This is a genomic window from Reyranella sp. (assembly GCF_036558665.1).
Classification (GTDB): domain Bacteria; phylum Pseudomonadota; class Alphaproteobacteria; order Reyranellales; family Reyranellaceae; genus Reyranella.
This window is the reverse complement of record NZ_DATBFE010000168.1, coordinates 13,227-39,220: the sequence shown is the minus strand read 5'-3', so window position 1 is coordinate 39,220 and position 25,994 is coordinate 13,227. Positions and strand designations below refer to the sequence as shown.

Below are 25,994 nucleotides of genomic sequence, written 5' to 3'. Positions count from 1 at the left end.
CACGGCCTCGCGCAGCTCCGCGCCCCGGTCGAGGTTGCGCATGCCGGCAAAGACGCTGTGGCCGGCGCGCGCCAGCGTGATCGCCGTCGCCAGGCCGATGCCGCTGCTCGCGCCGGTGACCAGTGCAGTGCCCATCGCCATCCCCCGCTTTGCCCGATCGATCATCGCGCGCGCGGCCATGTCCGGCAATCGTGCTGTCGTGCTGTCGTGCTGCCGCGCCGACGGCGGCTTGACGTGGCGCGCCTTCGGCGAAATATCATGCCGCAAATGAACGGGGGCTGGGGAATGGCGGCGGCGAAGGTGCGGCCTCTGGCGAGCATCGGCATCGACGGAAGCTGCTACGACAGCCCCGATCCCGGTCTCGCCGTCGACGAGCAGGGCTGGAACTCGGACCATCCGATCTTCGAGCAGGTGTTGCGCCGGCATCGCCCGGCGCTGGTCTGCGAGATCGGCACGTGGAAGGGCGCCTCGGTGCTGCACATGCATGCGCTGGCGCGGGCGCTCGGGCTCGACACCCATTTCATCTGCATCGACACCTGGCTCGGCTCGAACGACACCTTCTGGCTGGAGCCCGATTTCCGTCCGCTGCTGCGGTTGTCGCGCGGCTATCCGGACGTGTTCCGCCAGTTCGTGCGCAACGTCGTCGCCCGCGGCGCGCAGGACGACATCTCGCCTTTTCCGATCACCTCGACCGCCGCCGCGCGCGTGCTCGCGAAGCTCGGGGTCCGCTTCGACGCGCTCTACATCGACGGCGGCCACGAGGAGGAGGAGGTCTATCACGACCTCGCCCTCTACTACGATCTGGTGGCCGAGGGCGGCGCGATCTTCGGCGACGACTATGCGCCGAGCTGGCCCGGCGTGGTGCGCGCCGTCGACCGCTTCTGCCACGAGAAGAACCTCAGCCTCGAGGCCGGCGCCAACAAGTTCTACTTCGTGAAGCGGCCGGCGCTCACGCGCGCCATCCTGAAGCCGGCGCGCTCGGTCGTCCGCCTCGCCCGCGCCGCCATCCGGGGCGGGCGCCGGGCCTGAGCCGGCCGCCGGTGCCGGCGCGGCCGATTCCGCATCTTGCTTACACAAAGAAGCCCGCCGGGCGTGAACACGGCGGGCAAGTGGACCGCTCGGTGTCAACGTGAGCCGCCGGACGCCCGCCGCGCCGGCATCCTAGACGGCAAAGGCCCCGGCGCCGCCGCCCGGTCCCGGCAGGGCGGCCATCGGGGCACGGAGAAATCGCCCTCCGCCGGTGCGCGCGCCAAATTGCATGGCCTGCGGCGTCCGGCTAGCTTCGCCGCGATGCATCGCGCCGTCCTCCCCGCCCTTTTGTCCCTGCTCGCCCTTCTTGCGCCGGCCGTCGGCCGGGCCGAGGCCGACACCGAACACATGTTCGGCTTCAGCGAGGGCACCGACATCGGCGAGCCCTTCCAGCCCGAGGGCGAGATCGAGACGGTCGGCCGGCTCGGCAAATCGCAAGGCACCTACAGTGCGCTCGCCACGACGTTCAATCTCAAGTATCCGCTCGCCACGTGGTTCCGCGTCGCGCCCGGCATCGCCTTCGCGCGCTACGAGATCGCCGGCGTGCCGACGTTCGACGACGTGAACCAGTTCGTGTTCGATCACGCACAGCTCGAGTTCCGCTGGCGGGTGCTCGGGCGCGAAAGCAATCCGGTCGGACTGACGGTCGTCGCCACGCCATTCTACGGCACCGTCGACCCCGCGACCGGAACGCCGGCCGACTCCTTCGGCGTGCAGTTCATCGCCGCGGTCGATCGCGAGCTGGTGCCGGACCGCCTGTTCGCGACGGTCAACCTCGTCTATGGCCTCGGCCGCACCCGCACCAGGGCGACCGGGCTGACCGAGGACGCCTCGCAGCTCGGCCTGAGCGCCGCCGCGACAGTCCGGCTGCTGCCCTGGCTCTACCTCGGCGGCGATCTGCGTTATCTGCGCAACTATGACGGGCTGGGACTCTCGGGCCTCGCCGGTCAGGCAGTCTATCTCGGGCCGACCTTCTACGCGACGCTCGGCAAAGGCGTGTCGCTCTCCGGCGCCTGGGAGCCGCAGGTGTGGGGGCAGTCGCCCGACACGCCGTCGAGCCTCGACCTCGTGACCTTCGAGCGCCACCAGTTCAAGGTCAGGCTCTCCGTCGATCTCTAGGCCGATATGACCAGAGGCCACCCAAGGGAGCACGACCGCAGGCTGGCCTGGCACCTCACCGTCCTTTGCCTCGCGCTCGTCCTGCCGATCCTCGTCCTCGCCGGCATCCTGGCCTGGTTCTATGCCGGCGGCGAACGGGCGCGCATCGAGGACGAGGCGCTGCGCACCGCGCGCGAGGTTGCCGCCACGGGCGACCGCGAGTTTGCCGGTCTGGTCGCGACCACGGAAGTCCTCGCGCTCTCGCGCTGGCTGCAGGACGACGACCTCGGCAACTTCGACCAGCAGGCCCGCGACGTCCATCGCCTGCTGGGAACCAATGTCGTGTTGCGCGACCGCGCCGGGCGGCAGATCGTCAACACGCGCCTGCCGCGCGGCGCGCCGCTGCCGGCGAACGCCGAGCGCGACTCCGACGAGATCGCGTTGCGCACGCGACGGCCGGTCGTGTCGGACCTCTTTGTCGGCGCCGTGACGGGCAAGCCCCTGTTCATCGTCAACGTGCCGGTGCTGCGCGGCGGCGAGGTCGTGTACTTCCTCGACCTCAGCCTCGAGCCGGAACGGATGCGCGACGTCATCCTGCAGGCCGCGCTGCCGGCCGGCTGGAGCGACGCCATCGCCGACCGGCGGGGCTTCGTGGTCGCCCATTCGAGCCACCACACGTCGATGGTCGGCCAGCGTCTCGCCGAGGCGATCCGGGGCGACGGCCGGCAGCGCGAAGGACTGATCCGCGGCGACGATCCGGCCGAGCGCGGCGTTCCGGCGCTCGTCGCCTTCAGCCGCTCGCAGTTCTCGGGCTGGATCGGCGTGGTGACGGTGCCGGCCGACCAGATCTCGGCGCCGCTGCGCCGCTCGCTGGTCGGGCTGTCGGGCCTCGCGGTCGCGATCCTCGCCCTGTCGGTGTGGCTCGCCTTCGTCTTCGCGCGGCGCATCGAGAAACCGGTCGGCGCCCTCGCCGCCGATGCCGCGCGGCTGGGTCACGGCGAGCCGGTGCAGCCGCTCGCCACGCCGGTGCGCGAGGTGAATGCGCTGAGCCGCGCGCTGAGCGAGGCGAGCCGCGAGCGGCAGGCCGCCGAGGCCGCCTTGCGGCGAAGCGAAAGCGCGACGCGCGAGGCCGCGGAACGGGTGCGCGAGCTGCAGTCGGAACTGCTGCACGCCTCGCGGCTCAGCGCCATGGGCCAGATGGCGGCGAGCTTCGCGCACGAGTTGAACCAGCCGCTCGGCGCCGCCACCAACTTTCTCGGTGCCGCGCGGCTCGCGCTCGAGGCCGACGGGCCGGCGGCGCCGGAACGCGCGCTCGGCCGCATCGAGAAGGCGGCCGAGCAGACGGTGCGGGCCGGCGCCATCCTGCGCCGGCTGCGCGATTTCGTGCGGCGGCGCGAGAGCGAGCGGCAGATCGTCGACGCCCGACAGCTCGTCGAGGATGCCGCGGCGCTCGCCCTCGTCGGCGTCCACGATCCCGGACTCGCGACCCGGTTCGACTTCGATCCGGACGTTCGCGCCGTCGTCGTCGATCGCATCCAGATCCAGCAGGTCGTGTTCAACCTGGTGCGCAATGCACTGGAAGCCACCGAAGGCCGGACGCCGCGCGAGATCGTCCTGTCGGCCCGCAGCGTGAGCGAGACCACGGTCGAGATCGCCGTCGCCGACAACGGCTCCGGCCTGCCGGCCGATCCCAAGGCGCTGTTCGAGCCGTTCGTGACGTCGAAATCCGACGGCATGGGCATGGGCCTCTCGATCTGCCGCGCCATCGTCGAGGCGCATCACGGCCGCCTGTGGGCCGAGCCGCGCGCGGGCGGCGGTGCCATATTCCGCTTCGAGGTTCCGGCGGCGCGCAAGGCGGAGACGGCCGATGGCTAGCAAGGGAGTGGTTCACGTCGTGGAGGACGACGAGGCGATGCGCGAGTCGCTGGTGGCCGTGCTGGGCGACGCCGGCTACGACGTGCGCGCCCATGCGCATGCCGAGGCGTTCCTCGCCCGCGCCGATGCCGCGGCCGCCGGATGCGTGGTGAGCGACATCCGCATGCCCGGCATGGATGGCCTCGCCCTGCTGCGCCGGCTGCGCGACGAGGGCCGGGCGTTGCCGCTTCTGCTGATCACCGGCCATGGCGACGTGGCGCTTGCCGTGGCGGCGATGAAAGCCGGCGCCGTGGATTTCCTGGAAAAGCCGTTCGAGCCCGGGCGCCTGCTCGCCGCGGTCGAGGACGCCCTGAAGACGCACGGCAGCCGAACCGGCGAGGACCAGGCCGCGCAGGCGGCGCGCCGGCAACTGGAGGCGCTGACGCCGCGCGAGCGCGAGGTCCTGGAGTGCCTCGTCGTCGGACACTCCAACAAGGACACGGCCAACCTGCTGGGCGTCAGTCCGCGCACGGTCGAGTTCCATCGCGCGCACCTCATGGACAAGACCGGCGCGCGTGGTCTGCCCGACCTCGTCCGGCTCTGGCTCGCGGCCCGCGAGACCTCGTAGTTTCACCAGCCTCGTAATTCTACGAGGCTCGCAGTTCCACCAGCCTCGTAGTCTCCCGAGCATCGCGCGACGCGCGTGCATGCTAAAGATCAAGGACTGCTTGCACGTCCGTGATCGCGGAGGAGAAACGGGAAAAGTTCCCCGTGCGCCTCAACGCCGATCGGGCGAAGCGACTGCCGCCTGCGCGACCGGCACACGACAGCACCGGTCGAGCAGGCGGCGAGACGCGCGATGGCTCGACGCCGTCGCGGCAGCGATCAGCTGCGTCACCACAACGACGATCACAGCGCGCTCGCGCACGTCGGTGCCGAATCGCATCGCCGCGATTCGCATCGAACGTCGTGCGCTACCCGTCATCGTGCGCGCGCGTGAGAAGCATGCAGTAACAACCGCGACACTGCACTTACGACACATACACTTGAACACGCGCCATGCGCGCGAAGCTCCGTTATCACTCCGGCACAGTTCATCGAGAACTGCATTTCGTTGCCAAGCATTCACTTCGGGAGATATTCAATGCTTTCTCTGTTTCGTCATTTGATGAAGAACACCGACGGCGTCACCGCCATCGAGTACACGCTGATCGCCGCTCTGATCGCCGTCGCTGCCATCACCGCGATGGGCACCCTCGGCAACAAGGTCAACAGCGTGCTGAGCAACGTCGCGCGGGCGATGTGATCTTTCTTTAGCTCCGGTAGAAACGGCGAGGCGGGCGGTCCGGCAACGGGTCGCCCGTCTTGCTTTTGGGCTCTTGCGATCGTGGTTCGGCAGCGTCGGGGCTTTCATGCGCGGCATCGGCCCGCGCCCACAAAGAAGCCCGCCGGGCGTGAGCACGGCGGGCAGGTTGACCGCTCGTCGCGGCCGAAGGGAAATATGACGAAGCCGGTACGTCAGCCTGTACATCCGAGGACTGCCGCACCGAAGGTCAGCATGACCGGCCGGACCGCCGCGCTCCAGTGACCGCTCGGTGTCAACGTGCGCCGGCGGCAGCCACGACCGCATCGCGGATGGCGAGCGTCCCGGCGGCGCGCGACCGGCAGGCCGGTGATCGGGCTGTGATCGAGACGGTCGGTGCGGATGGTCCCGACGCCGCGGCCCGCGGCGCCTACTCCTTTGCCGGTTCCATCAGCTCGATGCGATTGCCGAAGGGATCGTCGACATAGATGCGGTCGTAGCCCGCCAGCGGCTCGTCGTTCGCGAGAGGGCATCCGGCGCTCTCGAGCCTCGCCTTCAAGGCGGGCAGGTCCTCGACGATCAGCGCAGGATGGGCCTTGCGCGCCGGGCGGAAATCGGCCTCGACGCCGAGATGGATCCTGAGGCCGCCGCGCTCGAACCAGCAGCCGCCGCGCCTGGCCAGATGCGGCGGCTTCTCGCGTTCGGGAATGCCGAGCAGCGTCCCGTAGAAGGCGCGCGCCTCGGCCTCGCGGCCTTGCGGCATGGCCAACTGGACGTGATCCAACGAAACGATCCGCATCGCTCTACCGACCTAGCCCAGGTCCGGCGGACGAGCAATGCGCGCGGAGCCGTCAATGCCGGTCCGGTGCCCCGGCGGTTGATCTGCATCAAGGCCGCGCCGCGGCGGGCAGGCGATAGACTTTCAAATGCTCGATCAGTGGCTCCCCATCGTCAGTGCGCCCCGGTCGGAGGACCTGCGGCTGAGCGTCGTCGACAAGGGCGAGTTTCATGCGCTGGCGTTCCCCTGCCGGCAGAGCGACCGTGGCTGGATCGACTCGCGAACCGGAAAGCCCGTCGACGTCAGTCCGACGCACTGGCAGCTCTGGGAAGCGGCTGGGTAAACTCCGTCGACAGCCGTTCCTCGCGCAGCCGCGACAAGGTCGCCTTCTCCGCCGCAAGCAGCCGGTGGATGGTGGCTGCCTTGGCCGGGTCGAGCTCCTGCGCCAGCAGCCCTTCGTAGTACTGGATGTTCAGTTCGGCGACCCGCAGGGTCCAGGGATCCATCGTTCGCTCTCGTCCTTGCGCGCCGCGGAGGCGCGCTGAAGCAAATCTAGGCGGGACCGGCGGCGGCCCAAGGCGCGGAACCGACGAACCTTTGACGACGATCAAAATGTCGGCGGATTCCCGGCCATGGCCTTGTGCGCATTCGTACGCGCGCTCGCCGGCAAAATTTGATCGGGATCAAGGGATGCCGGCGTGACGTCGGTTATGAAAGTCGAACCAAGGTGAACTCCATGGCACGGCAAGGCAGGCGCCATCCCGGCCCGATCATCACCGCACAGGATCCCTGGCTCCCGGCAGGGGAACATGGCGGTCCGCGGCAAGTGCTGAGCGAGCGCCAGCGCATGCGGCTGATGGCGGTGGCCTCGATCGTGCGCTTCAGGAAAGGCGAGCGCATCTACGCGGCCGGCGCGCCGGCGAAGGCGGCCTACACCCTGATCAGCGGCATCGCCACCAGCTACGTCGACGGCGTCGGACGGATCACCGGCTTCCTCTATCCGGGCGATCTGTTCGGCCTCTCCGAGGGCGGCCGCTACGTCAACACCGCCGTCGCCACGACCGCGGTCACGGCCTACAGCCTGCCGCTGGCGAACGTGCGCCGCTTCCTGCTCGACGACCCGGAGCTCGACGTCGAGGTGATCGTCAAGCTCTGCCACGAGCTGCGCCTGGCGCAGCGCCACGCCCTGCTGCTGTCGCAGCGGCACGCCGTCTCGCGGCTCGCCATGTTCCTCGACCAGCAGGAGCATCTCCAGGCCGTGCGCGGCGAGCGCTCGTTCGAGATCTATCTTCCGATGAGCCGCTCGGCGATCGCGGGTTATGTCGGTCTGTCGCTCGCCACGCTGAGTCGCGCCTTCGCCACGCTCACCGCCGACGGCGTGATCGAGAGTCGCGACCTGCGCCATGTGCGCATCCTCGACCGCGCGGCGTTGCAGGCGCTGCTGGCCGCGCCGCCGCTGCACCGGCGACAGGGCGACGGCGCGGACCGGACCGAGCTCGAGAAGGACGTCCTGAACGACTAGCGGCTATCGCGCCGGCCGGCCACGCCCGCGCGATTCGACCATCATTTTGTCGTGAAAGGTCAAACGGGCGGCCGGCTGCCGGCACTATCCTCCGCGAGCCGACGATGCCGGAAGCAGCGGAGGCACGGGTCAGGGGATGGCCGGTGCCGCATCGTCCCTCAGCCGCGGCCGTCGAGCCGCGCGCTCAGGCGGTCCCATTCGATGCGCTCGAACTTCTGCTTGTTGGCCGGACGCCAGCCGAACGAGCCCTGGCCGATCTCGGCGGTGCCGAGCAGCAGGCCGGTGCGGTCCTTGACCTTGAGGATCAGGGCGACGCCCGCCTTGGGAAGATCCATCGCCTTCAGGTCGATGTTCACCACGTATTTGGGCTCGAGCTGCCGCTTCCTCTTCGCCATGGCGATCCCCCCTTTCGTTTCATCGTGGCATCGCGCATGAAGCGATGGCAACCGGGGCCGATCGGGAGGTCGATGTGCTGGCAGGAGGGATTGCGCTCGCGACGACCGGAATGTTCGCGGGCCTTGCGCTGCAGGTGTCGCTGGCCGAGCATCCGGCGCGGCTGTCGCTGCTCGCCAGGGCGCGGCTGCAGCAGTGGCAGGGCTCGGCCGCGCGCACCGACCGTCTCGCGCCGCCGCTCGCGCTCGCCGGCACGGCCTGCGCGGCGCTGGCCTGGGCGCAGTCGGGCGGGCTGCTGTGGCTCGCCGGCGCGCTGCTGGTCGGCGCGACGCTGCCGGTCTCGCTGCTCCTGATCGCGCCCACCGACCGGCGGCTCGGCGCGCTCGACCTGCGCGAGGCGGGCCCGACCAGCAATGCGCTGATCGCGCGCTGGGGCCGCCGCCACGACCTGCGCGCCGCGATGGGCGTCGCCGCCGAGGCGCTGCTGGCGCTGGCGACGCTGCGCTAGCGATCAGGGCACGACCGACAGCAGCAGGAAGGTGCCGAAGATGCCGAGATGGATCACGCCGTGCAGCAGCGTGGTCCGGCCGGTGCCGAGCGTCAGCGTGCCGACGAACAGGGTCAGCGCCAGCAGCACCATGCTTTGCGGCGCGAGGCCGAGCGTCAGGGTCCGGTCGAGCAGAAGGGCGACGGCGGTGACGACCGGGATGGTGAGGCCGATGCTGGCGAGCGCCGAGCCGAGCACGAGGTTGATGCTGTTCTGCAGCCGGTTGGCGAGCGCGGCGCGCACCGAGGCGATGCCCTCGGGCAGGAGCACGACGGTCGCGATCACCACGCCGACCACGGCGCGCGGCAGACCGGCCGAGGCGACCGCCTCGTCGAGCGGGTAGGACAGAACCTTGGCCAGCAGCACCACGGCGGCGAGCGACACCAGCAGCAGCCCGAGGCTCGCTGTCGTCGCCGCCCCGCCCGGCCGCTCCCCCGGATCGTGCTCGTCGTCCGCCGCCTCGAGGAAGTAGTCGCGGTGCCGGATGGTCTGGACGAAGATGAAGGTGGCGTAGAGCACGAGCGACACGGTCGCCACATAGACGAGCTGCGGCGCCGAATACTTCGGGCCGGGGATCGCCTCGCTGAAATTGGGCAGGATCATCACCAGCACCGCGAGCGTGCCCAGCACCGCGAGCGCGGCCGAGGCGCCGGGAAGCTGGAACGACTGTTCGCGGTGGCGCTGGCCGCCCAGCACCAGGCAGAGGCCGATGACGCCGTTCAGCACGATCATGATCGCCGAGAAGACGGTGTCGCGCGCGACCTCGTCGCTGCCCGGCGCCGTGGACGCCATGATCGAGACGATCAGCGCCACCTCGATCGCCGTCACCGCGACGGCGAGCACGATCGAGCCGAACGGTTCGCCGAGCCGCGCGGCGATGACCTCGGCATGATGGACGGCGGCGAACACCGCGGCGCCCAGCAGGACGGCGGCGAGCACCAGCATCGGCCCGGCGCCGGCGTCGATCAGGCCGGTCATCCCGGCCACGACCATGAGCGCCGCGGCAAGCGGAACGATCAGCGCCCAGAGCGGGCGGGTGACTGTGGAATGCATCGATCAGGAGCCCCGTTCGCGTTCGTCTCTTCTCATTCTTCCGACTCTTCCCATCGCGGGAAAGCACGGATGCGCAGGACGCAAGCGCCCGCGCGCGGACGCCGGCGTTCGACGAACGCTACGAGCCGCTCCCGATCGCGCCGCAACCTTACGGTCGAGCGCGCGCGGCGGCGATCCGGCTCCAGATGAAGAGCACCACGATCGCGCCCACCGTCGCGGCGATGAAGCCCGCCCCCTGGTCGGGCCCGTACCAGCCGACCGCCTGGCCGACGAACGTCGCCAGGAAGGCGCCGGCGATGCCGAGCACCGTGGTCAGGATGAAGCCGGTGGGCTTGTTCGGCGCCGACGACAGCAGGCGCGCGACGATGCCGGCCACGAAGCCGATCAGCACGATCCAGAGAAGGCCGCCCATGAACGAACTGCCCCGCCCTACACCGTACGATTCATCTCGTCTTCCGTCGGCAGGCGGCCGGCCGGCGTGAGCTGGTCGACCAGGCCGGGCAGCTGCTCGCTGAGGCCCGACAGCAGCGCGTCGCGCGGCATCCCGGTGTGCTGCGTCAGGAAATCGATCTGATCGGGTGTCAGCACCTGCGCCAGATCGTTGGCCGAGATCGGATGATTCTGTCCGCCGCCGACCCACGACCTCGCCACCTCGCCCTTGCCCGCGCCGTGGAACTGATCGAGGAGATCACCGAGACCACCGGTGAGCAGGCCGCCCAGCCCGCCGGCGCCGGCGCCGCCCAGCAAGCCGCCGAGCAGGCCGCCGAGGCCGGCCGATCCCGCTCCCGCGCCGCCGCCGCGCAGCAGATCGTCCAGACCCGCGCCCAGTCCACCGCCCGGCACTCCGCCGGCAGCACCGCCGGCCGGCGCAGGCGTGCCGGCCGGCGCGCCCGACGTGGCCGAGGGCGCGGAGTTTGCGCTGAAGCTCTTCACGGCCTTGTAGGCGAGCAGCCCGAGCAGGGCCATCGTGAGCGGCGACATGCCGCCGCCGCCCGAGCGCCCGGCGGCGCCGCGCGGTCCATTCTGCATGCCGTTGAGAATGTCCATCAAACCCATGTTCGCCTCCACGAATGAGAAGCCGAGGGCCAGGGGCGTACCGCCGGGTTGAAGGTGCAGCCGTCGGTTCGACCACGCTGCCATGAGCACGCTGCCAGAAGAATGTCGGCCCTGTCCATCGCGATCCGCCTTCCGGTTGGCGGTGCCACGGCTTCACTCCGCGGACGACCGGCCGTCGCCGTCCGGCCGGGCGCCGATGGCGCGCTCGGCGGGCTCGTCTCATTGCGACGGTGCCTGCGACTGGGCATAGTTCGGGATGGAACGGCCTCGGCGACGGAGCCGGGCCATGTGGGGACGCAAGCCAAATGAGCGATGAGGCCCGCACCTCGCGGCGGCTGGCCGCCATCCTGGCGGCCGACGTCGCGGGCTATTCGCGCCTGATGGGCGCCGACGAGGAAGGAACGCTCGGTGCGCTCAAAAGCCACCGCCGTGAGCTCGTCGATCCGCTGATCGCCCAGCATCAGGGCCGAATCGTGAAGACCACGGGGGACGGGCTGCTGATCGAGTTCGGCTCGATCGTCGACGCGGTGCGCTGCGCGGTGGTGGTGCAGCAGGGCATGAAGGAGCGCAACGCCGGGATCGAGGAGAGCCGGCGCATCCTTTTCCGCGTCGGCATCAACGTGGGCGACGTGATCGTCGACGAGGGCGACATCTTTGGCGACGGCGTGAACGTGGCGGCCAGGCTCGAGGGGCTCGCCGAGCCTGGCGGGATCTGCGTCAGCGCCACCGTGCGCGAGCATGTCGGCGAGAAGCTCCCGATCGGCTTCGTCGACCGCGGCGAGCACAGCGTCAAGAACATCGCCCGCCCGGTCCACGTCTACCGCATCGAGACGCGCGTCGAGCCCGAACCCGCCGCCGTCCGCACCAGTCAAGAGGAGCCGATGCTTGCCCTTCCCGACCGGCCGTCGATCGCCGTGTTGCCGTTCCAGAACATGAGCGGCGATCCCGAGCAGGAGTATTTCGCCGACGGCATGGTCGAGGACATCATCACCGGCCTGTCGCGGCTCAAGTGGCTGTTCGTGATCGCCCGCAACTCGAGCTTCATCTACAAGGGCCGCGCGGTCGATGTGAAGCAGGTCGGGCGCGAGCTCGGCGTGCGCTATGTCCTCGAAGGCAGCGTGCGCAAGGCGGCGAACCGCCTGCGCGTCACCGGTCAGGTGATCGAAGCCGAGACCGGCCGCCATGTCTGGGCCGAGCGCTACGACCGCACGCTTGACGACATCTTCGACCTGCAGGACGAGCTCACCACCAGCGCGGTCGCCGCCATCGAACCGAGCCTGCGGCAGGCCGAGATCGAGCGCGTGAAGCGCAAGCGGCCCGACAATCTCGACGCCTACGACCTCGTGCTGCGCGCCATGCCCGACGTCCATCCGGCGATACCCGAGCGGGCGCGCAAAGCGCTGCCGCTCTTGCAGAGCGCGCTTGCTCTCGAGCCCGACTACGCGCTGGCGCACGGCTTCGCGGCGTGGTGCCACGAGATCCTGTTCGTGCGCGGCGGCGCACATGAGGAGGACCGGCTGGGGGCGGTGCGCCACGCCCACGCGGCGATCGAGAACGGACGCGACGATGCGCTCGCACTGGCGCTGGGCGGCTTCGCCCTGGGCCTCGTCGCGCACGACGGCGAGGCGGCGCGACGTGCCTTCGAGGCCGCACTGGCGATCAGCCCCTCCTGCTCGCTCGCCTATGCCTTCGGCAGCGTCGTCGCCGCCATCGGCGGCGATGCCGACCGCGGCATCGAGTGGGGCGAGCGTGCGCTTCGCCTCAGCCCGATCGATCCGATGCGATTCGGCGCCTGTCTCGCCATCGCCTACGGTCGCCTGCAGCGCGGCGAAGACGAGGCGGCGGCGGATGCGGCGCGCAAGTGCTTCCAGGCCAACCCCAACTGGAGCTTCGCCCACATGCTGCTGGCGGCGACGCATGCGCGGCTGGGCCGGCTGGATGCCGCGAAGGAGGCGGCGGCGCGCGTACTGGAGCTCGAGCCAGACTTCACCGTTGGGGGCATGTGCACCGCCACCGGCATCCATCTCTCGCTTGCCGCGCTCCTGTCGGACGCCCTTCGCCAAGCCGGCCTTCCGGCGTAGCCCGGGCCGTTAGCGCTCCTCCCCGTCCGGCCGGGCGCCGATGGCGCGCTCGGCGCGGCGGTCGGGCACGGTCCAGACAGCGGCGACCAGGAAATAGACCGCGCCGGCGATCCACGGCGCCACGAAGGCGGCGACGATCGCGGCGAGGTAGAGCGCCGGCGAGAGCATCCCCTTGAGGTCGACCGCGAGCTCGCGGCGCAGGGCCGAGTCGGGCGGCTCGATGGCAAGGATGGCGCGCTGCAGGATCCAGTAGGCCACGGCCGACATCAACAGGATGACGCCGTAGGCGGCCGTGGGAACCGGCGCAAAGTTGTTCTCGCCCATCCAGCCGGTGACGAAGGGAATGAGCGACAGCCAGAACAGCAGATGGAGGTTGGCCCACATGATCGTGCCATTGATGCGTCGGGCCGCGGCCACGAGGTGATGGTGGTTGTTCCAGTAGATGCCGACATAGAGGAAGGAAAGTACATAGGAGAGCAGCACCGGCAGCACCGGCCACAGCGCGCGCAACTCCGCCTCGTGCGGCACCTTGAGCTCGAGCACCATGATCGTGATCACGATCGCGAGCACGCCGTCGCTGAATGCCTCCAGCCGGCCTTTCCTCAGGACGGGTTCCGGTCTCGCCATGGCGCGCATGCTAGAGCATTCCCGTCGCCTGTCATGCTCCGCCGCGTCCGTCGCCGGCAGGCGAGCGTCAAAGCTCGTGACGCCTGAGACGGGCGGCGAGCAGGTCGGCGAACAGCCGCGCCTTGGCGAGCGGCGTGCGGGTCGGCCGCCACACGGCATGGATCGGCACGCGCGCGGCCTCGAAGTCGTCGAGCACGATCTCGACCGCGCCGCGGTCGACGAGTTCGCGCACCTGCCAGAGCGGGCCGAAGGCGACGCCGAGGCCCTGCGCCGCGGCGGCATTGGTGGCGGCCACGCTGTCGGCGCGGAAGCGGCCCTTCACCTTGACCATCCGGCGCCGGCCGTCGATGCGGAACGGCCACGCCTCCTCCTGCGCTTCGGTCAGGCGGATGATGCATTCGTGGCGCGCGAGCTCGTCGGGATGGGCGGGCCGGCCGTGGCGCGCGAAATAGGCCGGCGCGCCGAACACGACGGCGCGCAGCTCGGCGAGCCGGCGCGCCTTCAGCGAGGAGTCGCGCATGGCGCGGATGCGCACGGCGAGGTCGAGCCGCTCGGCCACCAGATCGACCTCGCGGTCGGAAGTCTTGAGCTCGATCTCGAGCCGCGGATGGCTCCGCGCGAGATCGCAGATCACCGGCACCATGTGGCTGGCCGCGAACATCACCGGCCCGCCGACGCGCAGGAGCCCGCTGGGCTCTGCCTGCCGGCTCGCCGCCTCGCGCCGCGCCTCGGCGATCTCCTCGAAGGCCGGGCGAACACGGCGATAGAAGGCGAGGCCCGCCTCGGTCGGCTGCGAGCTGCGCGTCGTGCGCCGCACCAGCTCGACCGCCACGCCCCGCTCCAGCGCGCCGAGCGAGCGGCTGATCGATTGCAGGGAGCGGCGCAGGTGGCGTGCCGCCGCCGTCAGGCTGCCCCGCTCGACGATGGCGAGGAAGGCCTCGATGTCGTCCAGTCGATTCATGCGCCCCTGCCGGTTCGCGGAACAGTCTATGGGCCTCTGCGGTGATTGTGTGGCGAAACGGCAGACCGGGGATCCCGCGGGCTGAACGCGCTGGCGCGAGGCTCCTTACGACGCCGACGCGGCCGACGACGGAGCGGGTTCAGACGGGATGGCTTCTCGGAGGGCCGCGAAACGAGGAGGTGCCCGTCACCCGGGCACCTCCCACATTCGGGGGAAACTGTGTCTCCCGGTCGCTCCGGCGGGCCTGAAATTTGCCCCCGACGCGCCGTCGAGATCGTGGTTTGTTAGATGTTCTGCGGCAAGTGGCTCGGCAGCCACAGGAAATTCACCAAGACAAAGAAGAGCAAAAGAAACGCGCCGCTCAAAATGGTCGATTTGTGCCACTCGATATGGAGTGGTTTCGTCTTTGAAATCATGGCTTTAGCCTCTTCCGAATATCGTGGAAACGGCTTCCTCGAACGGCGCCAATCTGCGCTGTCGGCGAGCCCGGGTCAAGGGCTGTGACCACAGAAATGTCACAAGGCGTCACAGCGTGCTACAAAAGACACACTATGGCATTTGCCCGGTCACAGGACCGGGCTCCCGGGACGCCGCCATGGCGGGCGGGCACGGGACGCGGTGAACCTCGCGTCGCGCATGGAATCGACGGGCTCGCCGGCAGGATTCAGGGGCCGCAGCAACCATATGAGCGGTTGAAGGACGAATTCGTGCTCGCGGAGCGCGGTCCGGTCGAGGGCAAGACAGGAGCCTCGCCCCTCATGCTCCTCCCCCCCCCGAGGGGGAGAGGTGGGGAGAGGGGGCAAACCTGCCGCACGTGCCGTTGCAACCCCTCTCCTGACCTCTCCCCGAAGGCGAGAATGCCGACGGGCCCGCCGGGAAGGACATGAAGCAGGGTCAGGGGCGTCGCGGGGATCGTGCGCAAGGATATGGAGCAGACCGCGATGCAAGCTCATGGCCAACGGCCGCGGATCGTCATCGTCGGCGCGGGATTCGGCGGCCTCACCGCCGCCCGCGGTCTCGCCGGGCGCGGCGCCGACATCCTGCTGATCGACCGCGAGAACCACCATCTCTTCCAGCCATTGCTCTACCAGGTGGCGACGGCGGCGCTGGCGGAATCCGACATCGCGACTCCGGTCCGCGCGGTCCTGCGCCGCGCGCGCGACGTCACCGTGCTGATGGGCGAGGTGACCGCCGTCGACCCGGCCCGCCGCGTCGTCATGGTTCGCGACACCGGCGACTTTCCCTACGACCATCTGATCCTCGCCACCGGCGCCGCGTATAGCTGGTTCGGCCACGACGACTGGACCCGATACGCGACCGTGCTCAAGACGCTCGACGACGCGGCGGCGATCCGGCTCCGGCTGCTGTCGGCGTTCGAGCGTGCCGAGAGCCGCAGCGACGCGGGCGAGATCCGCCGCCTGCTCACCTTCGTCGTCGTCGGCGGCGGGCCGACCGGCGTGGAGCTCGCCGGGTCGATCGCCGAGCTCGCCCGCTCCACGCTGGCGCGCGATTTCCGTCACATCGAGCCGCGTCAGGCGCGGATCGTGCTGTGCGAGGCGGGGCCGCGCCTGCTTGCCGCCTTCCCCGCGCGCCTCTCGGCCTACACCGTCCGGGCGCTGGGCGGGCTCGGCGTCGAGGTCCGGCTGGGCGCCACGGTCGACGAGATCGACGCCGGCGGCGTCGACGTGGCGGGCGAGCGCATCGAGAGCGCCAACGTCTTCTGGTGCGCCGGCACCGCGGCGCGGCCGGCCGCCGCGTGGATCGACGCCGACGCCGCGCGCAACGGCGCGGTCAAGGTGGCGCCCGACTGCTCGGTGCCCGGACACGACGGCGTCTTCGCGCTGGGCGACGTCGCGAGCCTCGCCGGCTCCGACGGCAAGCCCCTGCCCGGCCTCGCCGCCGTCGCCGAGCAGCAGGGCAAGTACGTCGCCCGCGTGATCGCCAACAGGATCGCCGGCCGGCCGCCGCCCGGTCCGTTCCGCTATCGCGACCTCGGCACGCTCGCCATCATCGGCCGCTCGCGCGCGGTGGCGTGGCTCGGCCGCATGCAGCTCACGGGCTTCCCGGCATGGCTGTTCTGGTCGCTGGTCCACCTCTTCCTGCTGGCCGGCTTCCGCAACCGCCTGGTGGTCTACGTCAACTGGTCTTGGGCGTGGTTCACCTACGGGCGCGGCGCGCGCCTGATCACCGGTGTCCGCGACGACGAGGACGAGCACGATGCCGCGCGGTGACCTGCCGTGCGCCGGGCGTTCTCACCAGAGCGGGGCCGAACGCCGGATCGGGCCGGGCAACTGGCGCTCGGCCTCGTCGGCGAGCCGCTGCTCGTGGCGGTGCAGGAAGAGCAGGCCGCCGGCGACCGCGGCGAGTGCGGCGAGCGAGGTCACGGTCGCGATCGGTCCGGACAGCCGCTCGAGCTCGTCTCCGACGAGATAGGCGGCAAGGCCGTAAAGCGTCGCCCAGACCGCGCCGCCGCCGGCATTGAAGATCGCGAAGCGGCGCCACGGCATCTGGTTCATGCCGGCGAGAAACGCCCCCAGCGCCCGCAAGAGCGCCACGAAGCGCGCGAAGAACACGAGCTTTCCGCCGTGCCGGCGGAACAGGAACTGCCCGAGCTTGATGCGCCGCTCCGTGAGCCAGATGTAGGAACCGTAGCGAAGCGCCAGCCGCAGCCCGATCCCGCGGCCGATCCAGAAGCCCGCATTGTCGCCGGTCACGGCGCCCATGAAGGCGGCCAGGATGATGAAGCCGATGCTGAGGTCGCGCGTCGAGCCGGCGTAGAGCGCCGCCGCGACCAGCGTCGTCTCGCCGGGCAAGGGCAGCCCCATGCCCTCGAGCGCGACGATGAGCGCCACGATCGAGTAGCCGTAGAGATGCAGGAGGTGCGGGAGTTCGGCATGGAGCAGCCCATGCATGGCTTGGTCTCCATCTCAACTCGGTGCGGTGAAGAAGCCGCTTCATAGCGCATTCCCGGCCCGCTTGCGACAAGGGGCGCCGGTGGGGCGCTGGTCATGGCAAGCCGCGCGTGGGTCCCCCTCTCCTCGCCTCTCCCCCAAGGGGGAGAGGGATATGAAGAACCTTGCCGCACCTCATGCTCCTCGCCCCCAAGGGGGAGAGGCGGGGAGAGGGGGCACGAGCGAGCCGGAGGCTCGCGGTCCCGAAGAGAAGAGATCGGTGCGGTCGCCGGCGTTGCCCTCAGAGCCCTCTTCCGGACCGCGAGCGTCTCGCTCGCCCGGATGCATAGGCGAGCCGGAGGCTCGCGGTCCGGAAGAGAAGTCGCTAACAGGCCGCTTCCGGGAAAGCTCGGCGACGCCTTCCAGGTCACTGCGGCGGCGGCCCTGCAGCCCGCCGCCGCCAGCTCAGAACACCATCGCGCCGGTCACCAGCGCGAAGACCAGGACGGCGATGAAGAGCACGAGGAAGATGAAGAACAGCACCTTGGCGATGCCGGCGGCCGCCGCCGAGACGCCGCTGAAGCCGAAGAACCCCGCGACGATCGAGATCAGGAAGAAGATGAGGGCCCACTTGAGCATGGTTCGGTCTCGCCAACGGTGAAGGAGGAATCGCTCGACGCAACGACGCAAGCTCCGGCAAGGAACAGCAGCCCGCGCCGGTCGCGACGAGCTGCTGTCATTGCGTCAGGCGGTCAGCGCAGGGCATGCATGGCCTGGTGAGGAGCCAACGCGTGCGGCCGCTCAATGTTCCGGGCCGGCCCGGGCTTCCTGCTGCCGACGCGCAACCACGAGCTCTTCACCTGATGCCTCACGTCGGGTCCCAGGCTCGTCTGCCAGATGACCCTGATGACGACCGGCCTCTACAACGAGCCCGACGGGGCCTGTCTCCCGTCCGTCCTCTATTGAGGCGCCGTTACGGCCTTGACGACCGCGCGCCGGTGTCCTCAACCTGCCGCGGGACGAACCTACGGGGGGACCATATGGAAGCGCATGGCATCATCGTCTGGCTGGTCATCGGAGCGATCGCGGGCTGGCTTGCCGGCCTGCTGGTGAAGGGCGGCGGGTTCGGCATCATCGGCGACATCGTCGTCGGCATCGTCGGCGCGTTCATCGGCGGATGGCTCGGCAGCGCGCTCGGCCTCAGCATCGGCTCGGGCTTCATCGCCTCCATCGTGACGGCGATCATCGGCGCCGTGATCCTGCTCGTCATCCTGCGGGCGATCAAGCGGGCCTGACGCCGCGGCGACGCGGGGCGGCCGAAATCGCGCCGATGGATCTCGGCAATCGCCGCCGCGATCGATCGTTGCAGCCCTCGGCGCAGGACATCCTCGTCGGCACGGCCTATTGCGTCCTGCTCACCTGCATCGCCGGCGGCGTCGCATGGTGGCTGTGGACGAGCTCGGCCGCCTGGGACCGCGAGTACAAATGCTCGCGCACGGTGACGGCCATGGCCGCGACCGCCGAGGACGTGCGCGCGCGGCCCGCGGGCGGCTGGCCGGACGGCGCCGAGGTCGACCTCACGAGCCGCTATCCCTATCTGGCCGACCTGCTGGAGCAGGCAGGCTGCCCGGACACGCTGGCGAAGCTGCGGCAGGGCGAGCCGCTGCCCTCGTCGGCTTCGCCGCCGTGGGTCAGGGAGTTCAGGCCCAACGACTAGGCCCAGAACCCATAAGGTCGGCCGGCGCGTCTGCTTTCGACCCGATTCGAGACATCGGTGGCATCTGCTGCTTCGTCCGAGGCGGGCCAACAGCAGCCCAAGTCGACCGCACGCCGTGCCGTCATCCTTGGCACACGCAAGGCGCAAAGATATTTTTTTCTCTTGCAACGAACGGGATCGATGCGATGGCCAAGACTTTCGTACTCGTTCACGGGGCCTGGCATGGCGGATGGTGCTGGCGCCGAGTGAATGACCGGCTCACGGCCAAGGGGCATCGAGTCTATGCTCCCACGCTCACCGGCCTCGCCGACCGGTCTCACCTCTTGTCCGCGTCGGTCAATCTCAGCACCCACATCACCGATGTCGTCAATCTCATCCGCTGGGAGGAGATGAACGACATCGTTCTTTGCGGCCATTCCTATGGCGGGATGGTCGTGACGGGCGTCGCCGACCAGATGCCGGAGCAGATTGCGGCGCTCGTCTATCTCGATGCGTATGTGCCGGAGAGCGGCCAGTCATGGGCCGATCTGCGCCCGCGCGAGATCCCGCCCGGCCTTACCCTGCCGCCGACCAGCGCCGAAGTGTTTCGCGTCAACCAGCACGATCGCCAGTGGGTCGACCGGCAGTGCACACCCCACCCGGTTGCCTGCGCCACCGAGAAGCTAACGCTCAGCGGTGAGTATCGTGCGGTGCCGCGCAAGCTCTATATCCGTGCGACCGACTTTCCTTCGGTGGCCTTCGATCGCACCTACAAGCGCACCAAGTCCGATCCGGGCTGGATCGCGAAGGAACTGCCCTGCGGACATGACGCGATGCTCGACATGCCCGACGCGCTGACCGAAATTCTTGACGCGACATAGCGGCATGTTCCTTTTCATTGAGCCCGGAGCTTCAAGCATCGGGCTGTCATGTCCGCTGTGGGTCACGACATCGGCATCCTATTCCATCACCTCGTCGGCGCGGGCGAGCAACCCGGGAGGCAATCGCACGCCCAGTTGCCGTGCAGTTCTTTGGTTCATGACAAACTCGAATTCGGTCGGGCCCTGGACAGGCAGTTCGGCAGGTTTGGCACCACGCAACACCAGATCGACATAGGATACGCCGGCCGCGATGATCTTCCCGATGATGACCCCGTATGACATGAGGCCGCCCGCCTCGCAGAAGGCGCGGAACGGGTAGATCGCTGGCAGCCCGCACTGCGCCGCCAGCGCAGTGATCTCAGCGCGCCGGACATAGGTGATCGCATCCGGGAGAAAAATTAGCCCACTGTTCGGCTTGTCCTTGAGCGCGCGAATCAGACGCTCGATGTCGGAGCTGTCCCCACGCGGTGTCTCGATCGAGACAATCCCCACCCTGCGCGCGACGTCATCAATTGATTTGCGAAACGTCGAGGAATTGTTGCCCGGTTCAGGATTGTAAACGATCCCGATATGGTCAACGTTTGGCGTCGCTTCCTTCAATAGTGAAACCCATTTACTGCCGAGCGACGGCTCGAATGGCGTAAAGCCGGTCGCGTTGCCGCCGGGGTGCGAGAAGCTCTCGACGTAATGCATTTCGACTGAATTGCTGACCATCGCGAAGACAGTCGGAATATCAGAACGTTCGGCATGCAACGCGGCCATCGATGTGTTGCTGACGGCGAACAACACATCGGGCTGCAAAGCGAGAAGCTCGCGGGCATATGCACGGGAAAGATTGGTATCGCCGCCGGTTACTCGATATTCGATCTGGAGATTTTGGCCGAGCAGCCACCCTTTCTCCTCGAGAACCTTTTGGACAATGTTGACCTGGGCTTGCTCGGCAAGAAGGGCTCCAACCCGGTGCGCGCGGCCTTGAGCGCCTGCGCCACGGGCATTGGCAAGCATCGCAAGACCGAGAATGACCCCCCGTCGCTTCATTCGCCACCCCTCAAATATTGCCAACAGTATCGCGCCGCCTGGAAGGGTGACAGAGGGCAACCTCCGGTTTGGGTCCACAACCGGACTCGTGCGTTGCAGCAAGAAAGGACTATTCGATCACTTCGTCGGCACGGGCGAGCAGTGAACCCGGGACGGTGAGGCCGAGCGCCTTGGCGGTCTTGAGGTTGAGGGACAGCGTGAACTTCTGCGGCAGCTGAATCGGCAGGTCTCCCGGATTTGCTCCCTTGAGGACACGGTCGATATATCCCGCCCCGAGCCGGAAGGTCTCGGCGAAATCAGCGCCGTAGAAAATCAACCCGCCCGATTCCGCGAAGTCATTGCCAAAGATCGCGGGCACGCCGTAGCGGGCCGCCAGTGCAATGATCAGCTCGTGATGTGCTGCGTTGAATATATCCGGCATCACAATCAGGCCGCCCCCGGGACCGCGCGCTTGTGCGGCAACAACGGTTTCGATCTCGTCCCGGGCGTGCACCGGGGCTGTGCTCGTCTGGATGGCGAGCGATGTTGCAGCCGCTTGAATGGACGGCAGGTAGAACTTGAGCGGCGGCGCCGTTGCCGGATTGAACAGCAGCGCGACGCGGAGGGTACGTGGCACCAGTTCCTTCAGCAGCTCGACCCATTTGCCACCCACTGTAGATTCGACATAGGTAAAGCCCGTGACGTTGCCCCCCGGATGTACGACGCTTGCCGCAAGACCGCTGCCGACCGGATCCGATACCGTCACGAATACAATCGGGATTGATTTCGTCTCGCGGGCGAGCGCGACGGCGACGGGAGTGGTCTCACCAAGGATCGCGTCAGGTCGCATGTTGACCAGTTCTCTTGCGAGCGCTGCAATCCTGTCGGTGCTACCCGTCCCCCACCGCAGTGCAATGCGAAGATTGTCACCTTCTTTCCAACCGAGAGTCGCGAGCGAAGCCCGAAATTGCGCAACCAGCGCCCGCGATATCGCTTCATCCTCAAACCCCATCAACACGCCGACCAGACGCACCTGGCCCGTGGGCTGTGCGAGAACCGTGCACGGCCAGGCGATCGGCGTTCCTCCGATGACAGTGATGAGATCGCGTCGTCGCATTGCCTTGTTCTGCGGAGACAGGACTAACCATAGTAGCCGGTCAAGCCAGCGCCCAGAAGAGACAACGGCGGCGCTTGACGCTGCGCAGTTACGTGGCAGCCACGCGCGATCGGGTTGCGCTCAGGACGACAGAGCTCGCGGCAGCGCGCCCGTCGGCATGTGAGATCGCAACCCGTCGCCATGGCCTCATTGCGGGAGCAGGTCGCACGACTTCACGGGTTTTGACCCTGGCGACTGCGCAGGATGGCGAGCCGCGCCCTGCCCTCCCAGGACGCGCCGCCGTCGCCGAAGCGCGCGACGTAGATGTCGCCGCGCGAATCGCGCACGTCGCTGCCGGCATAGACGGCCGGCTCCACGGTCCCGACCGGCGTGACCGCGCCCGACGCGATCTCGTAGGCATAGAGGTTCGAGCCGCGGGCGTGGTGGCGGCGCGGAATGCCGTAGATGCGCCGCCCGTCGGCGGAGAGCGTGATGCCGTAGAGCTGATCCACCTGCTCCCCGGCCGCGACCTCGTCGCTCGGCAGGAAGGTGCCGAGGTGGGTGAAGGCTCCGCTCGCGACATCGAGCCGGTAAAGCTCGCCGTTCACCGTCGAGAGCCAGATCGTCGCGCCGTCGCGCGTCGAGGTCTGGCCGTTCCAGAAGCCCGCGGTCGCCGTGTACGCCGTCTCGCTCATCGCCTTCGTCGCGAGATCGTAGGCCCAGATGTGATGCGCCTCGCCGCGCTGCGCCGGCTCCTCGGTGCCGCGGTAGGTGTAGATCCTGCCCGCTTTCGTGGCGACGATCTCGCGGCTCAGCGGATTGCCGAGCCGCCACGGGATGCCGGCGACGATCCGCTGCACCCGCTCGCGCGCGGTGTCGAACAGCACGATGTCGCTCGACGGATGGGCGAGACCGACCAGGAGATCGGAGCCCGGCGCGTGGGCCAGCGCGATCAGGCCCTGGTGCTCGGTCACCACGCCGCCGGGCAGCGCGCGGCTCACCTCCTCCAGCGTCTCGCGCGCCGGATCGTAGGCGTAGAGATGCGATCCGCGGTAACGCGGCAGCGTGTCGATCGGCCCCTTGAGATCGTGGAAGCCCTGCGAGGCCATGTACATCCGGCCGCCGATCTCGACCATGTGCGTGTGGCCCTTGGGGATTTCCTCGCCGGGTGCGAGATTGCCGGCCGCCTGCGAGACGTCCATGAAGGTGCCGAGGAAGCGGCGCTCGCCCGTCGCCGGGTCGTAGCGGAAGACGGCGAAATCCTCGCGCCCGTCGGCGCGCTTGCTGGTGAAGCCGATATAGACCCGCTCGCGGCTGTCCATGCCGATCGCGTCCCAGCACTGCTCGAGCCGCAGCCCCGCCGGCGCGAGGTCGTCGAAGGCGATCGACCGCTGGTCGAGCGTGGCGGCGCGCGACGACGGACAGCCGACGATGCAGATCGCGGCGACCACGCCGATGCCGATCGATATCGTTATTGCTCTCATCTCCGGCCTTCCCGTCGCTCTTCCTCTTCCTCTTCCACCTCTCCCCCTTGGGGGAGAGGTGGAAGAGGGGGTGACGCACAGCGCCAGTCTTCGCAGCCCCCTCTCCTAACCTCTCCCCCTGGCGGGGGCGAGGAACTCTTCCTCCTCTCCCCCTTGGAGGTTGGGAGAGGGGGTGACGGACAGCGCAGCGGCCCGGCGAGTCCGGCCACGACAAGCGCGAGGACTGATCGATCAGGCGCGCAGCGCCGGAGCTAGGAGCAGTTCGAAAACCGGCCGCGCGCCGAGCCGCAGGATCCCGAACGCCTCTTCGAGCGTCCGGGTCACATGGGGGCGCAGGAATCCCAGCTCGGCCTGCTGCTCGGCGAACTCGAGCGATTCGTGACGGAGGTCGTCGCGCGGCGCGACGATGATCCGCGCCGAGCCCGGACTGAGCGGCGGCTGGTAACGGCGCGCCACGAAGCCGGTCTGCGGGATCGCGACGGCTGTCGTGGCGGTGAAGTCGTAGATCGTGTCGCCGCGACCGTGCTCGGCGACGAATTCGACGATGGCGAGATCCGTTTCGGCCATGTCCCGCGAGGTCAGGACATCCGAGAATCGGATCAGCAGGACGTGTCGCTTTCGCTCCCAGGACAAGCTGAACATGGCTGCAGGCTCCCCTGCGGCTGCCCGTGTCGAGCGTTGATGTTCCGACGGCTTATAGCCTCGAATGTCTCGTCTGACTCGCCGAAGCGTGCGGACTTCGCGCCTCTGTTCACAAGCGCACCGAGTGCAGTCGCCTATTTGCAGTCCGAACCGGCTTCCAGGCCCGCTGTGGGCAGCCTCGTCGCGCGGCGACCGGCGATGTTCACGGCGCATGCATCCAACCTTCGCCCGATTGTCCGCGGAACCTCGGGATCGTCCGCCGCGTAACGGACGGGATGCATCTGCGACTCCTCAGTGGGCAAGGACCCGGCCCGATGGCGGTCAATCCGTCGTTCACGGATATCCACCTGTTCATGCGCGCGCTTGCGCTGGCGCAGACGCGCGGCCTCGAGCTGCACGAGGTCCAGGGCGTCGAGGCGCGCTGGAACCTCACCCACGAGAGCCTCGTCGGCGCCGGCTTCATCCTCGGCCTGCAGGGGCGGCGGCGGATCTATCTCGAATATTGCCGCGACGAGGCGAGCGAGGTGCTCGACGAGCGCATCGTCGTGAAGCCGCTCGCCGCCGACACGCTCTATCCCCGGCCGAGCCCGCACCTTCCCGCCGTGCGCTGGTCGACCAAGGTCGGCCATCTCAACCTCCGCCTGCCCAAGGTCGGCTAGCGGCGGTTGATCCCGCGGCCCCTTTTCCCCATCGTGCGCCACGCCACGCGCGACGGGACGGGCGCGACGGGAATGAATGGGAGGCGGCAATGGACGTCAGGGGGATCTTGTGCGGCGTCGCGGTGCTGGCGGCCGGGTGCTGCGGCTCGCTCGCGGCCGAGGCCGAGACGGCGAAGGCGTTGCTCAAGGATGCGAAGGGCCTCGATGTCGGCGAGGTCGCACTGGTGCAGACGCCGCACGGCGTTCTCCTGAAGCTGTCGCTGAAGGGCCTGCCGCCGGGCGAGCACGCCGTGCACATCCACGCCGTCGGCAAGTGCGAGCCGCCCGGCTTCACCAGCGCCGGCGGCCATTTCAATCCCGGCAGTCACAAGCACGGCATGGAAGCGGCGGAGGGCCAGCATGCCGGCGACATGCCCAACCTTCACGTGCCCGCCGGCGGCGTGCTCGCCGTCGAGATCGCCAATCCGCTGATCACCCTGGCCAAAGGCCAGCCCAACTCGGTGTTCGACGCCGACGGCTCGGCGATCGTGATCCACGCCGGCGCCGACGACTACCGGACCGACCCCGCCGGCAACGCCGGCGACCGCATCGCCTGCGGCGTCATCACCGAGTGAATCTCTTCTTCCGGACCGCGAGCCTCCGGCTCGCCCCTGCCCCCTCTCCCCGCCTCTCCCCCTGTCGGGGGCGAGGAGCATGAGCTGCGACAAGCTTCTTCATGTCCCTCGTCGCCTGTCGATGGCGAGGAGCATGAGCTGCGACAAGCTTCTTCATGTCCCTCTCCCCCTTGGGGGAGAGGCCAGGAGAGGGGCTTCGTCAGATGATGAATGCCAGCGACCATTGCGGCTCTGACGCGTTCACCAGCTCGACCACCTTGCGGCACAGGCGCAGGCCGTCGTCGGTGCGGCGCAGGCGCCAGGTCGTGCGGCCGGCCCACAGCCGCAGCTCGCGGGTCGCCTGGGCGGAGAGCTCGTAGAGGGCGAAGTTGCCGGCCACCAGATACTCGCGCTCGGTGCGCTCCAGCAATTCGAGGTTGGAGATGATCCGGCGCATCGGCGAGGGCGGCGTCTGGGCGTGGCGGTGGCCGGTCATGAGCTGGCGCAGGCGCGTGGCGAGCCGCGTGCGGTTGTCGTTGATGTAGCTCATGCGCGCGCCAGCCTCGTAGCCGGCCGGGCCGAACGGCACCCAGTAGTGCATGTCGTCGGTCAGCAGCGCCTCCCAGCCCGCATAGTCGGCCTCGTCGGCGAGCCGCGCCTCGCGGAAGACGAAGGCCTCGATCTCGGCGCGCTCCTCCGCGCTGAGGCCGATCATGCCGCGCCCCTCATGTGC

The 25,994-nt window shown here is 68.9% G+C and carries 32 protein-coding genes; 15 read left to right on the top strand and 17 right to left on the bottom strand.

What is annotated here, in order from left to right; genetic code table 11:
- Nucleotides 1-180: SDR family NAD(P)-dependent oxidoreductase (locus VH499_RS24025; protein WP_332055304.1), on the bottom strand; the 180-nt coding region annotated here is incomplete at its 3' end.
- Nucleotides 181-267: 87 nt separating this feature from the next.
- Here VH499_RS24025 and VH499_RS24020 point away from each other — a divergent pair.
- The 4 genes from VH499_RS24020 to VH499_RS24005 all read left to right on the top strand — a co-directional run bounded on the left by VH499_RS24020 (nt 268) and on the right by VH499_RS24005 (nt 4,609).
- A complete protein-coding gene (locus tag VH499_RS24020) occupies nt 268-1,029 on the top strand; it encodes a class I SAM-dependent methyltransferase (RefSeq protein ID WP_332055303.1) in 762 nt (253 codons plus the stop codon).
- A 261-nt stretch (nt 1,030-1,290) separates the two neighbouring features.
- A complete protein-coding gene (locus VH499_RS24015; RefSeq protein ID WP_332055302.1) occupies nt 1,291-2,148 on the top strand; it encodes a hypothetical protein in 858 nt (285 codons plus the stop codon).
- Nucleotides 2,149-2,154: 6 nt separating this feature from the next.
- Nucleotides 2,155-4,002 carry a sensor histidine kinase gene (locus VH499_RS24010; RefSeq protein WP_332055301.1) on the top strand — a complete coding sequence of 616 codons (1,848 nt, stop codon included), beginning with the start codon at nt 2,155-2,157 and terminating at the stop codon, nt 4,000-4,002.
- Nucleotides 3,995-4,609 carry a response regulator transcription factor gene (locus tag VH499_RS24005; RefSeq protein WP_332055300.1) on the top strand — a complete coding sequence of 205 codons (615 nt, stop codon included), beginning with the start codon at nt 3,995-3,997 and terminating at the stop codon, nt 4,607-4,609. Before VH499_RS24010 ends, VH499_RS24005 begins: the two co-directional genes overlap by 8 nt.
- Nucleotides 4,610-4,759: 150 nt before the next feature.
- Here the strand turns inward: VH499_RS24005 and VH499_RS24000 are convergent, their stop codons facing one another.
- On the bottom strand, nt 4,760-4,927 hold the full coding sequence (locus VH499_RS24000; protein ID WP_332055299.1) for a hypothetical protein: 168 nt from the start codon (nt 4,925-4,927) through the stop codon (nt 4,760-4,762).
- Between the two features lie 198 nt (nt 4,928-5,125).
- Here VH499_RS24000 and VH499_RS23995 point away from each other — a divergent pair, with 198 nt between their 5' ends.
- Nucleotides 5,126-5,287: a Flp family type IVb pilin gene (locus tag VH499_RS23995; RefSeq protein ID WP_332055298.1), complete on the top strand. Its 162-nt coding sequence runs from the start codon at nt 5,126-5,128 to the stop codon at nt 5,285-5,287.
- A 427-nt stretch (nt 5,288-5,714) separates the two neighbouring features.
- Here VH499_RS23995 and VH499_RS23990 read toward each other — a convergent pair whose 3' ends face one another.
- Nucleotides 5,715-6,083, bottom strand: a complete 369-nt coding sequence (locus tag VH499_RS23990; protein WP_332055297.1) for a VOC family protein — start codon at nt 6,081-6,083, stop codon at nt 5,715-5,717.
- Nucleotides 6,084-6,364: 281 nt separating this feature from the next.
- A complete protein-coding gene (locus VH499_RS23985; protein ID WP_332055296.1) occupies nt 6,365-6,568 on the bottom strand; it encodes a hypothetical protein in 204 nt (67 codons plus the stop codon).
- Nucleotides 6,569-6,798: 230 nt separating this feature from the next.
- Between VH499_RS23985 and VH499_RS23980 the strand changes: the two genes are divergently transcribed.
- Nucleotides 6,799-7,584, top strand: a complete 786-nt coding sequence (locus VH499_RS23980) for a Crp/Fnr family transcriptional regulator (RefSeq protein ID WP_332055295.1) — start codon at nt 6,799-6,801, stop codon at nt 7,582-7,584.
- Between the two features lie 158 nt (nt 7,585-7,742).
- Here the strand turns inward: VH499_RS23980 and VH499_RS23975 are convergent, their stop codons facing one another.
- Nucleotides 7,743-7,979: a hypothetical protein gene (locus VH499_RS23975; RefSeq protein ID WP_332055294.1), complete on the bottom strand. Its 237-nt coding sequence runs from the start codon at nt 7,977-7,979 to the stop codon at nt 7,743-7,745.
- Between the two features lie 44 nt (nt 7,980-8,023).
- Between VH499_RS23975 and VH499_RS23970 the strand changes: the two genes are divergently transcribed.
- A complete protein-coding gene (locus tag VH499_RS23970; protein ID WP_332055293.1) occupies nt 8,024-8,485 on the top strand; it encodes a DUF1772 domain-containing protein in 462 nt (153 codons plus the stop codon).
- Between the two features lie 3 nt (nt 8,486-8,488).
- Here VH499_RS23970 and VH499_RS23965 read toward each other — a convergent pair whose 3' ends face one another.
- The 3 genes from VH499_RS23965 to VH499_RS23955 form a co-directional block, all read right to left on the bottom strand.
- Nucleotides 8,489-9,577, bottom strand: coding sequence for an ionic transporter y4hA (locus VH499_RS23965; RefSeq protein ID WP_332055292.1), 1,089 nt, complete (start codon nt 9,575-9,577; stop codon nt 8,489-8,491).
- A gap of 148 nt (nt 9,578-9,725) precedes the next feature.
- Nucleotides 9,726-9,989, bottom strand: a complete 264-nt coding sequence (locus VH499_RS23960; RefSeq protein ID WP_332055291.1) for a GlsB/YeaQ/YmgE family stress response membrane protein — start codon at nt 9,987-9,989, stop codon at nt 9,726-9,728.
- Nucleotides 9,990-10,006: 17 nt separating this feature from the next.
- The gene (locus VH499_RS23955) at nt 10,007-10,633 is read right to left on the bottom strand and encodes a YidB family protein (protein ID WP_332055290.1); all 627 of its coding nucleotides are present in this window, start codon (nt 10,631-10,633) and stop codon (nt 10,007-10,009) included.
- 305 nt (nt 10,634-10,938) lie between these two features.
- Between VH499_RS23955 and VH499_RS23950 the strand changes: the two genes are divergently transcribed.
- Complete coding sequence (locus tag VH499_RS23950; RefSeq protein WP_332055289.1) at nt 10,939-12,714, top strand: adenylate/guanylate cyclase domain-containing protein; 1,776 nt, start codon at nt 10,939-10,941, stop codon at nt 12,712-12,714.
- A 9-nt stretch (nt 12,715-12,723) separates the two neighbouring features.
- On the opposite strand, the gene VH499_RS23945 is transcribed toward VH499_RS23950, so the two are convergent.
- Nucleotides 12,724-13,341 carry a TMEM175 family protein gene (locus tag VH499_RS23945; RefSeq protein ID WP_332055288.1) on the bottom strand — a complete coding sequence of 206 codons (618 nt, stop codon included), beginning with the start codon at nt 13,339-13,341 and terminating at the stop codon, nt 12,724-12,726.
- Nucleotides 13,342-13,408: 67 nt separating this feature from the next.
- Nucleotides 13,409-14,302, bottom strand: a complete 894-nt coding sequence (locus tag VH499_RS23940; protein WP_332055287.1) for a LysR family transcriptional regulator — start codon at nt 14,300-14,302, stop codon at nt 13,409-13,411.
- Between the two features lie 288 nt (nt 14,303-14,590).
- Between VH499_RS23940 and VH499_RS23935 the strand changes: the two genes are divergently transcribed.
- Both VH499_RS23935 and VH499_RS23930 read left to right on the top strand, forming a co-directional pair.
- Complete coding sequence (locus tag VH499_RS23935; RefSeq protein ID WP_332055286.1) at nt 14,591-14,806, top strand: hypothetical protein; 216 nt, start codon at nt 14,591-14,593, stop codon at nt 14,804-14,806.
- Nucleotides 14,807-15,216: 410 nt separating this feature from the next.
- Nucleotides 15,217-16,533 carry an NAD(P)/FAD-dependent oxidoreductase gene (locus VH499_RS23930; protein WP_332055285.1) on the top strand — a complete coding sequence of 439 codons (1,317 nt, stop codon included), beginning with the start codon at nt 15,217-15,219 and terminating at the stop codon, nt 16,531-16,533.
- Between the two features lie 21 nt (nt 16,534-16,554).
- Here VH499_RS23930 and VH499_RS23925 read toward each other — a convergent pair whose 3' ends face one another.
- Nucleotides 16,555-17,214, bottom strand: coding sequence for a DedA family protein (locus VH499_RS23925; protein ID WP_332055284.1), 660 nt, complete (start codon nt 17,212-17,214; stop codon nt 16,555-16,557).
- A 444-nt stretch (nt 17,215-17,658) separates the two neighbouring features.
- Nucleotides 17,659-17,832 carry a DUF1328 domain-containing protein gene (locus VH499_RS23920; protein WP_332055283.1) on the bottom strand — a complete coding sequence of 58 codons (174 nt, stop codon included), beginning with the start codon at nt 17,830-17,832 and terminating at the stop codon, nt 17,659-17,661.
- A gap of 401 nt (nt 17,833-18,233) precedes the next feature.
- Between VH499_RS23920 and VH499_RS23915 the strand changes: the two genes are divergently transcribed.
- The 3 genes from VH499_RS23915 (at nt 18,234) to VH499_RS23905 (ending at nt 19,770) form a co-directional block, all read left to right on the top strand.
- Nucleotides 18,234-18,488, top strand: coding sequence for a GlsB/YeaQ/YmgE family stress response membrane protein (locus tag VH499_RS23915; protein WP_332055282.1), 255 nt, complete (start codon nt 18,234-18,236; stop codon nt 18,486-18,488).
- A gap of 35 nt (nt 18,489-18,523) precedes the next feature.
- On the top strand, nt 18,524-18,910 hold the full coding sequence (locus VH499_RS23910) for a hypothetical protein (RefSeq protein ID WP_332055281.1): 387 nt from the start codon (nt 18,524-18,526) through the stop codon (nt 18,908-18,910).
- Between the two features lie 185 nt (nt 18,911-19,095).
- Nucleotides 19,096-19,770 (top strand): alpha/beta hydrolase, encoded by a 675-nt coding sequence (locus tag VH499_RS23905; RefSeq protein ID WP_332055280.1) that lies wholly within the window; start codon nt 19,096-19,098, stop codon nt 19,768-19,770.
- Nucleotides 19,771-19,848: 78 nt separating this feature from the next.
- Here VH499_RS23905 and VH499_RS23900 read toward each other — a convergent pair whose 3' ends face one another.
- The 4 genes from VH499_RS23900 to VH499_RS23885 all read right to left on the bottom strand — a co-directional run bounded on the left by VH499_RS23900 (nt 19,849) and on the right by VH499_RS23885 (nt 24,009).
- On the bottom strand, nt 19,849-20,808 hold the full coding sequence (locus VH499_RS23900) for an ABC transporter substrate-binding protein (protein ID WP_332055279.1): 960 nt from the start codon (nt 20,806-20,808) through the stop codon (nt 19,849-19,851).
- 109 nt (nt 20,809-20,917) lie between these two features.
- Nucleotides 20,918-21,904, bottom strand: coding sequence for an ABC transporter substrate-binding protein (locus VH499_RS23895; protein WP_332055278.1), 987 nt, complete (start codon nt 21,902-21,904; stop codon nt 20,918-20,920).
- 212 nt (nt 21,905-22,116) lie between these two features.
- Nucleotides 22,117-23,367 (bottom strand): hypothetical protein, encoded by a 1,251-nt coding sequence (locus tag VH499_RS23890; RefSeq protein ID WP_332055277.1) that lies wholly within the window; start codon nt 23,365-23,367, stop codon nt 22,117-22,119.
- Nucleotides 23,368-23,598: 231 nt separating this feature from the next.
- A complete protein-coding gene (locus tag VH499_RS23885; RefSeq protein ID WP_332055276.1) occupies nt 23,599-24,009 on the bottom strand; it encodes a hypothetical protein in 411 nt (136 codons plus the stop codon).
- Between the two features lie 314 nt (nt 24,010-24,323).
- Here VH499_RS23885 and VH499_RS23880 point away from each other — a divergent pair, with 314 nt between their 5' ends.
- Both VH499_RS23880 and VH499_RS23875 read left to right on the top strand, forming a co-directional pair.
- Nucleotides 24,324-24,668 carry a hypothetical protein gene (locus VH499_RS23880; RefSeq protein ID WP_332055275.1) on the top strand — a complete coding sequence of 115 codons (345 nt, stop codon included), beginning with the start codon at nt 24,324-24,326 and terminating at the stop codon, nt 24,666-24,668.
- 89 nt (nt 24,669-24,757) lie between these two features.
- Nucleotides 24,758-25,282 carry a superoxide dismutase family protein gene (locus tag VH499_RS23875; RefSeq protein WP_332055274.1) on the top strand — a complete coding sequence of 175 codons (525 nt, stop codon included), beginning with the start codon at nt 24,758-24,760 and terminating at the stop codon, nt 25,280-25,282.
- 199 nt (nt 25,283-25,481) lie between these two features.
- On the opposite strand, the gene VH499_RS23870 is transcribed toward VH499_RS23875, so the two are convergent.
- Nucleotides 25,482-25,976 carry an aromatic-ring-hydroxylating dioxygenase subunit beta gene (locus VH499_RS23870; protein WP_332055273.1) on the bottom strand — a complete coding sequence of 165 codons (495 nt, stop codon included), beginning with the start codon at nt 25,974-25,976 and terminating at the stop codon, nt 25,482-25,484.
- Nucleotides 25,977-25,994: the final 18 nt, after the last annotated feature.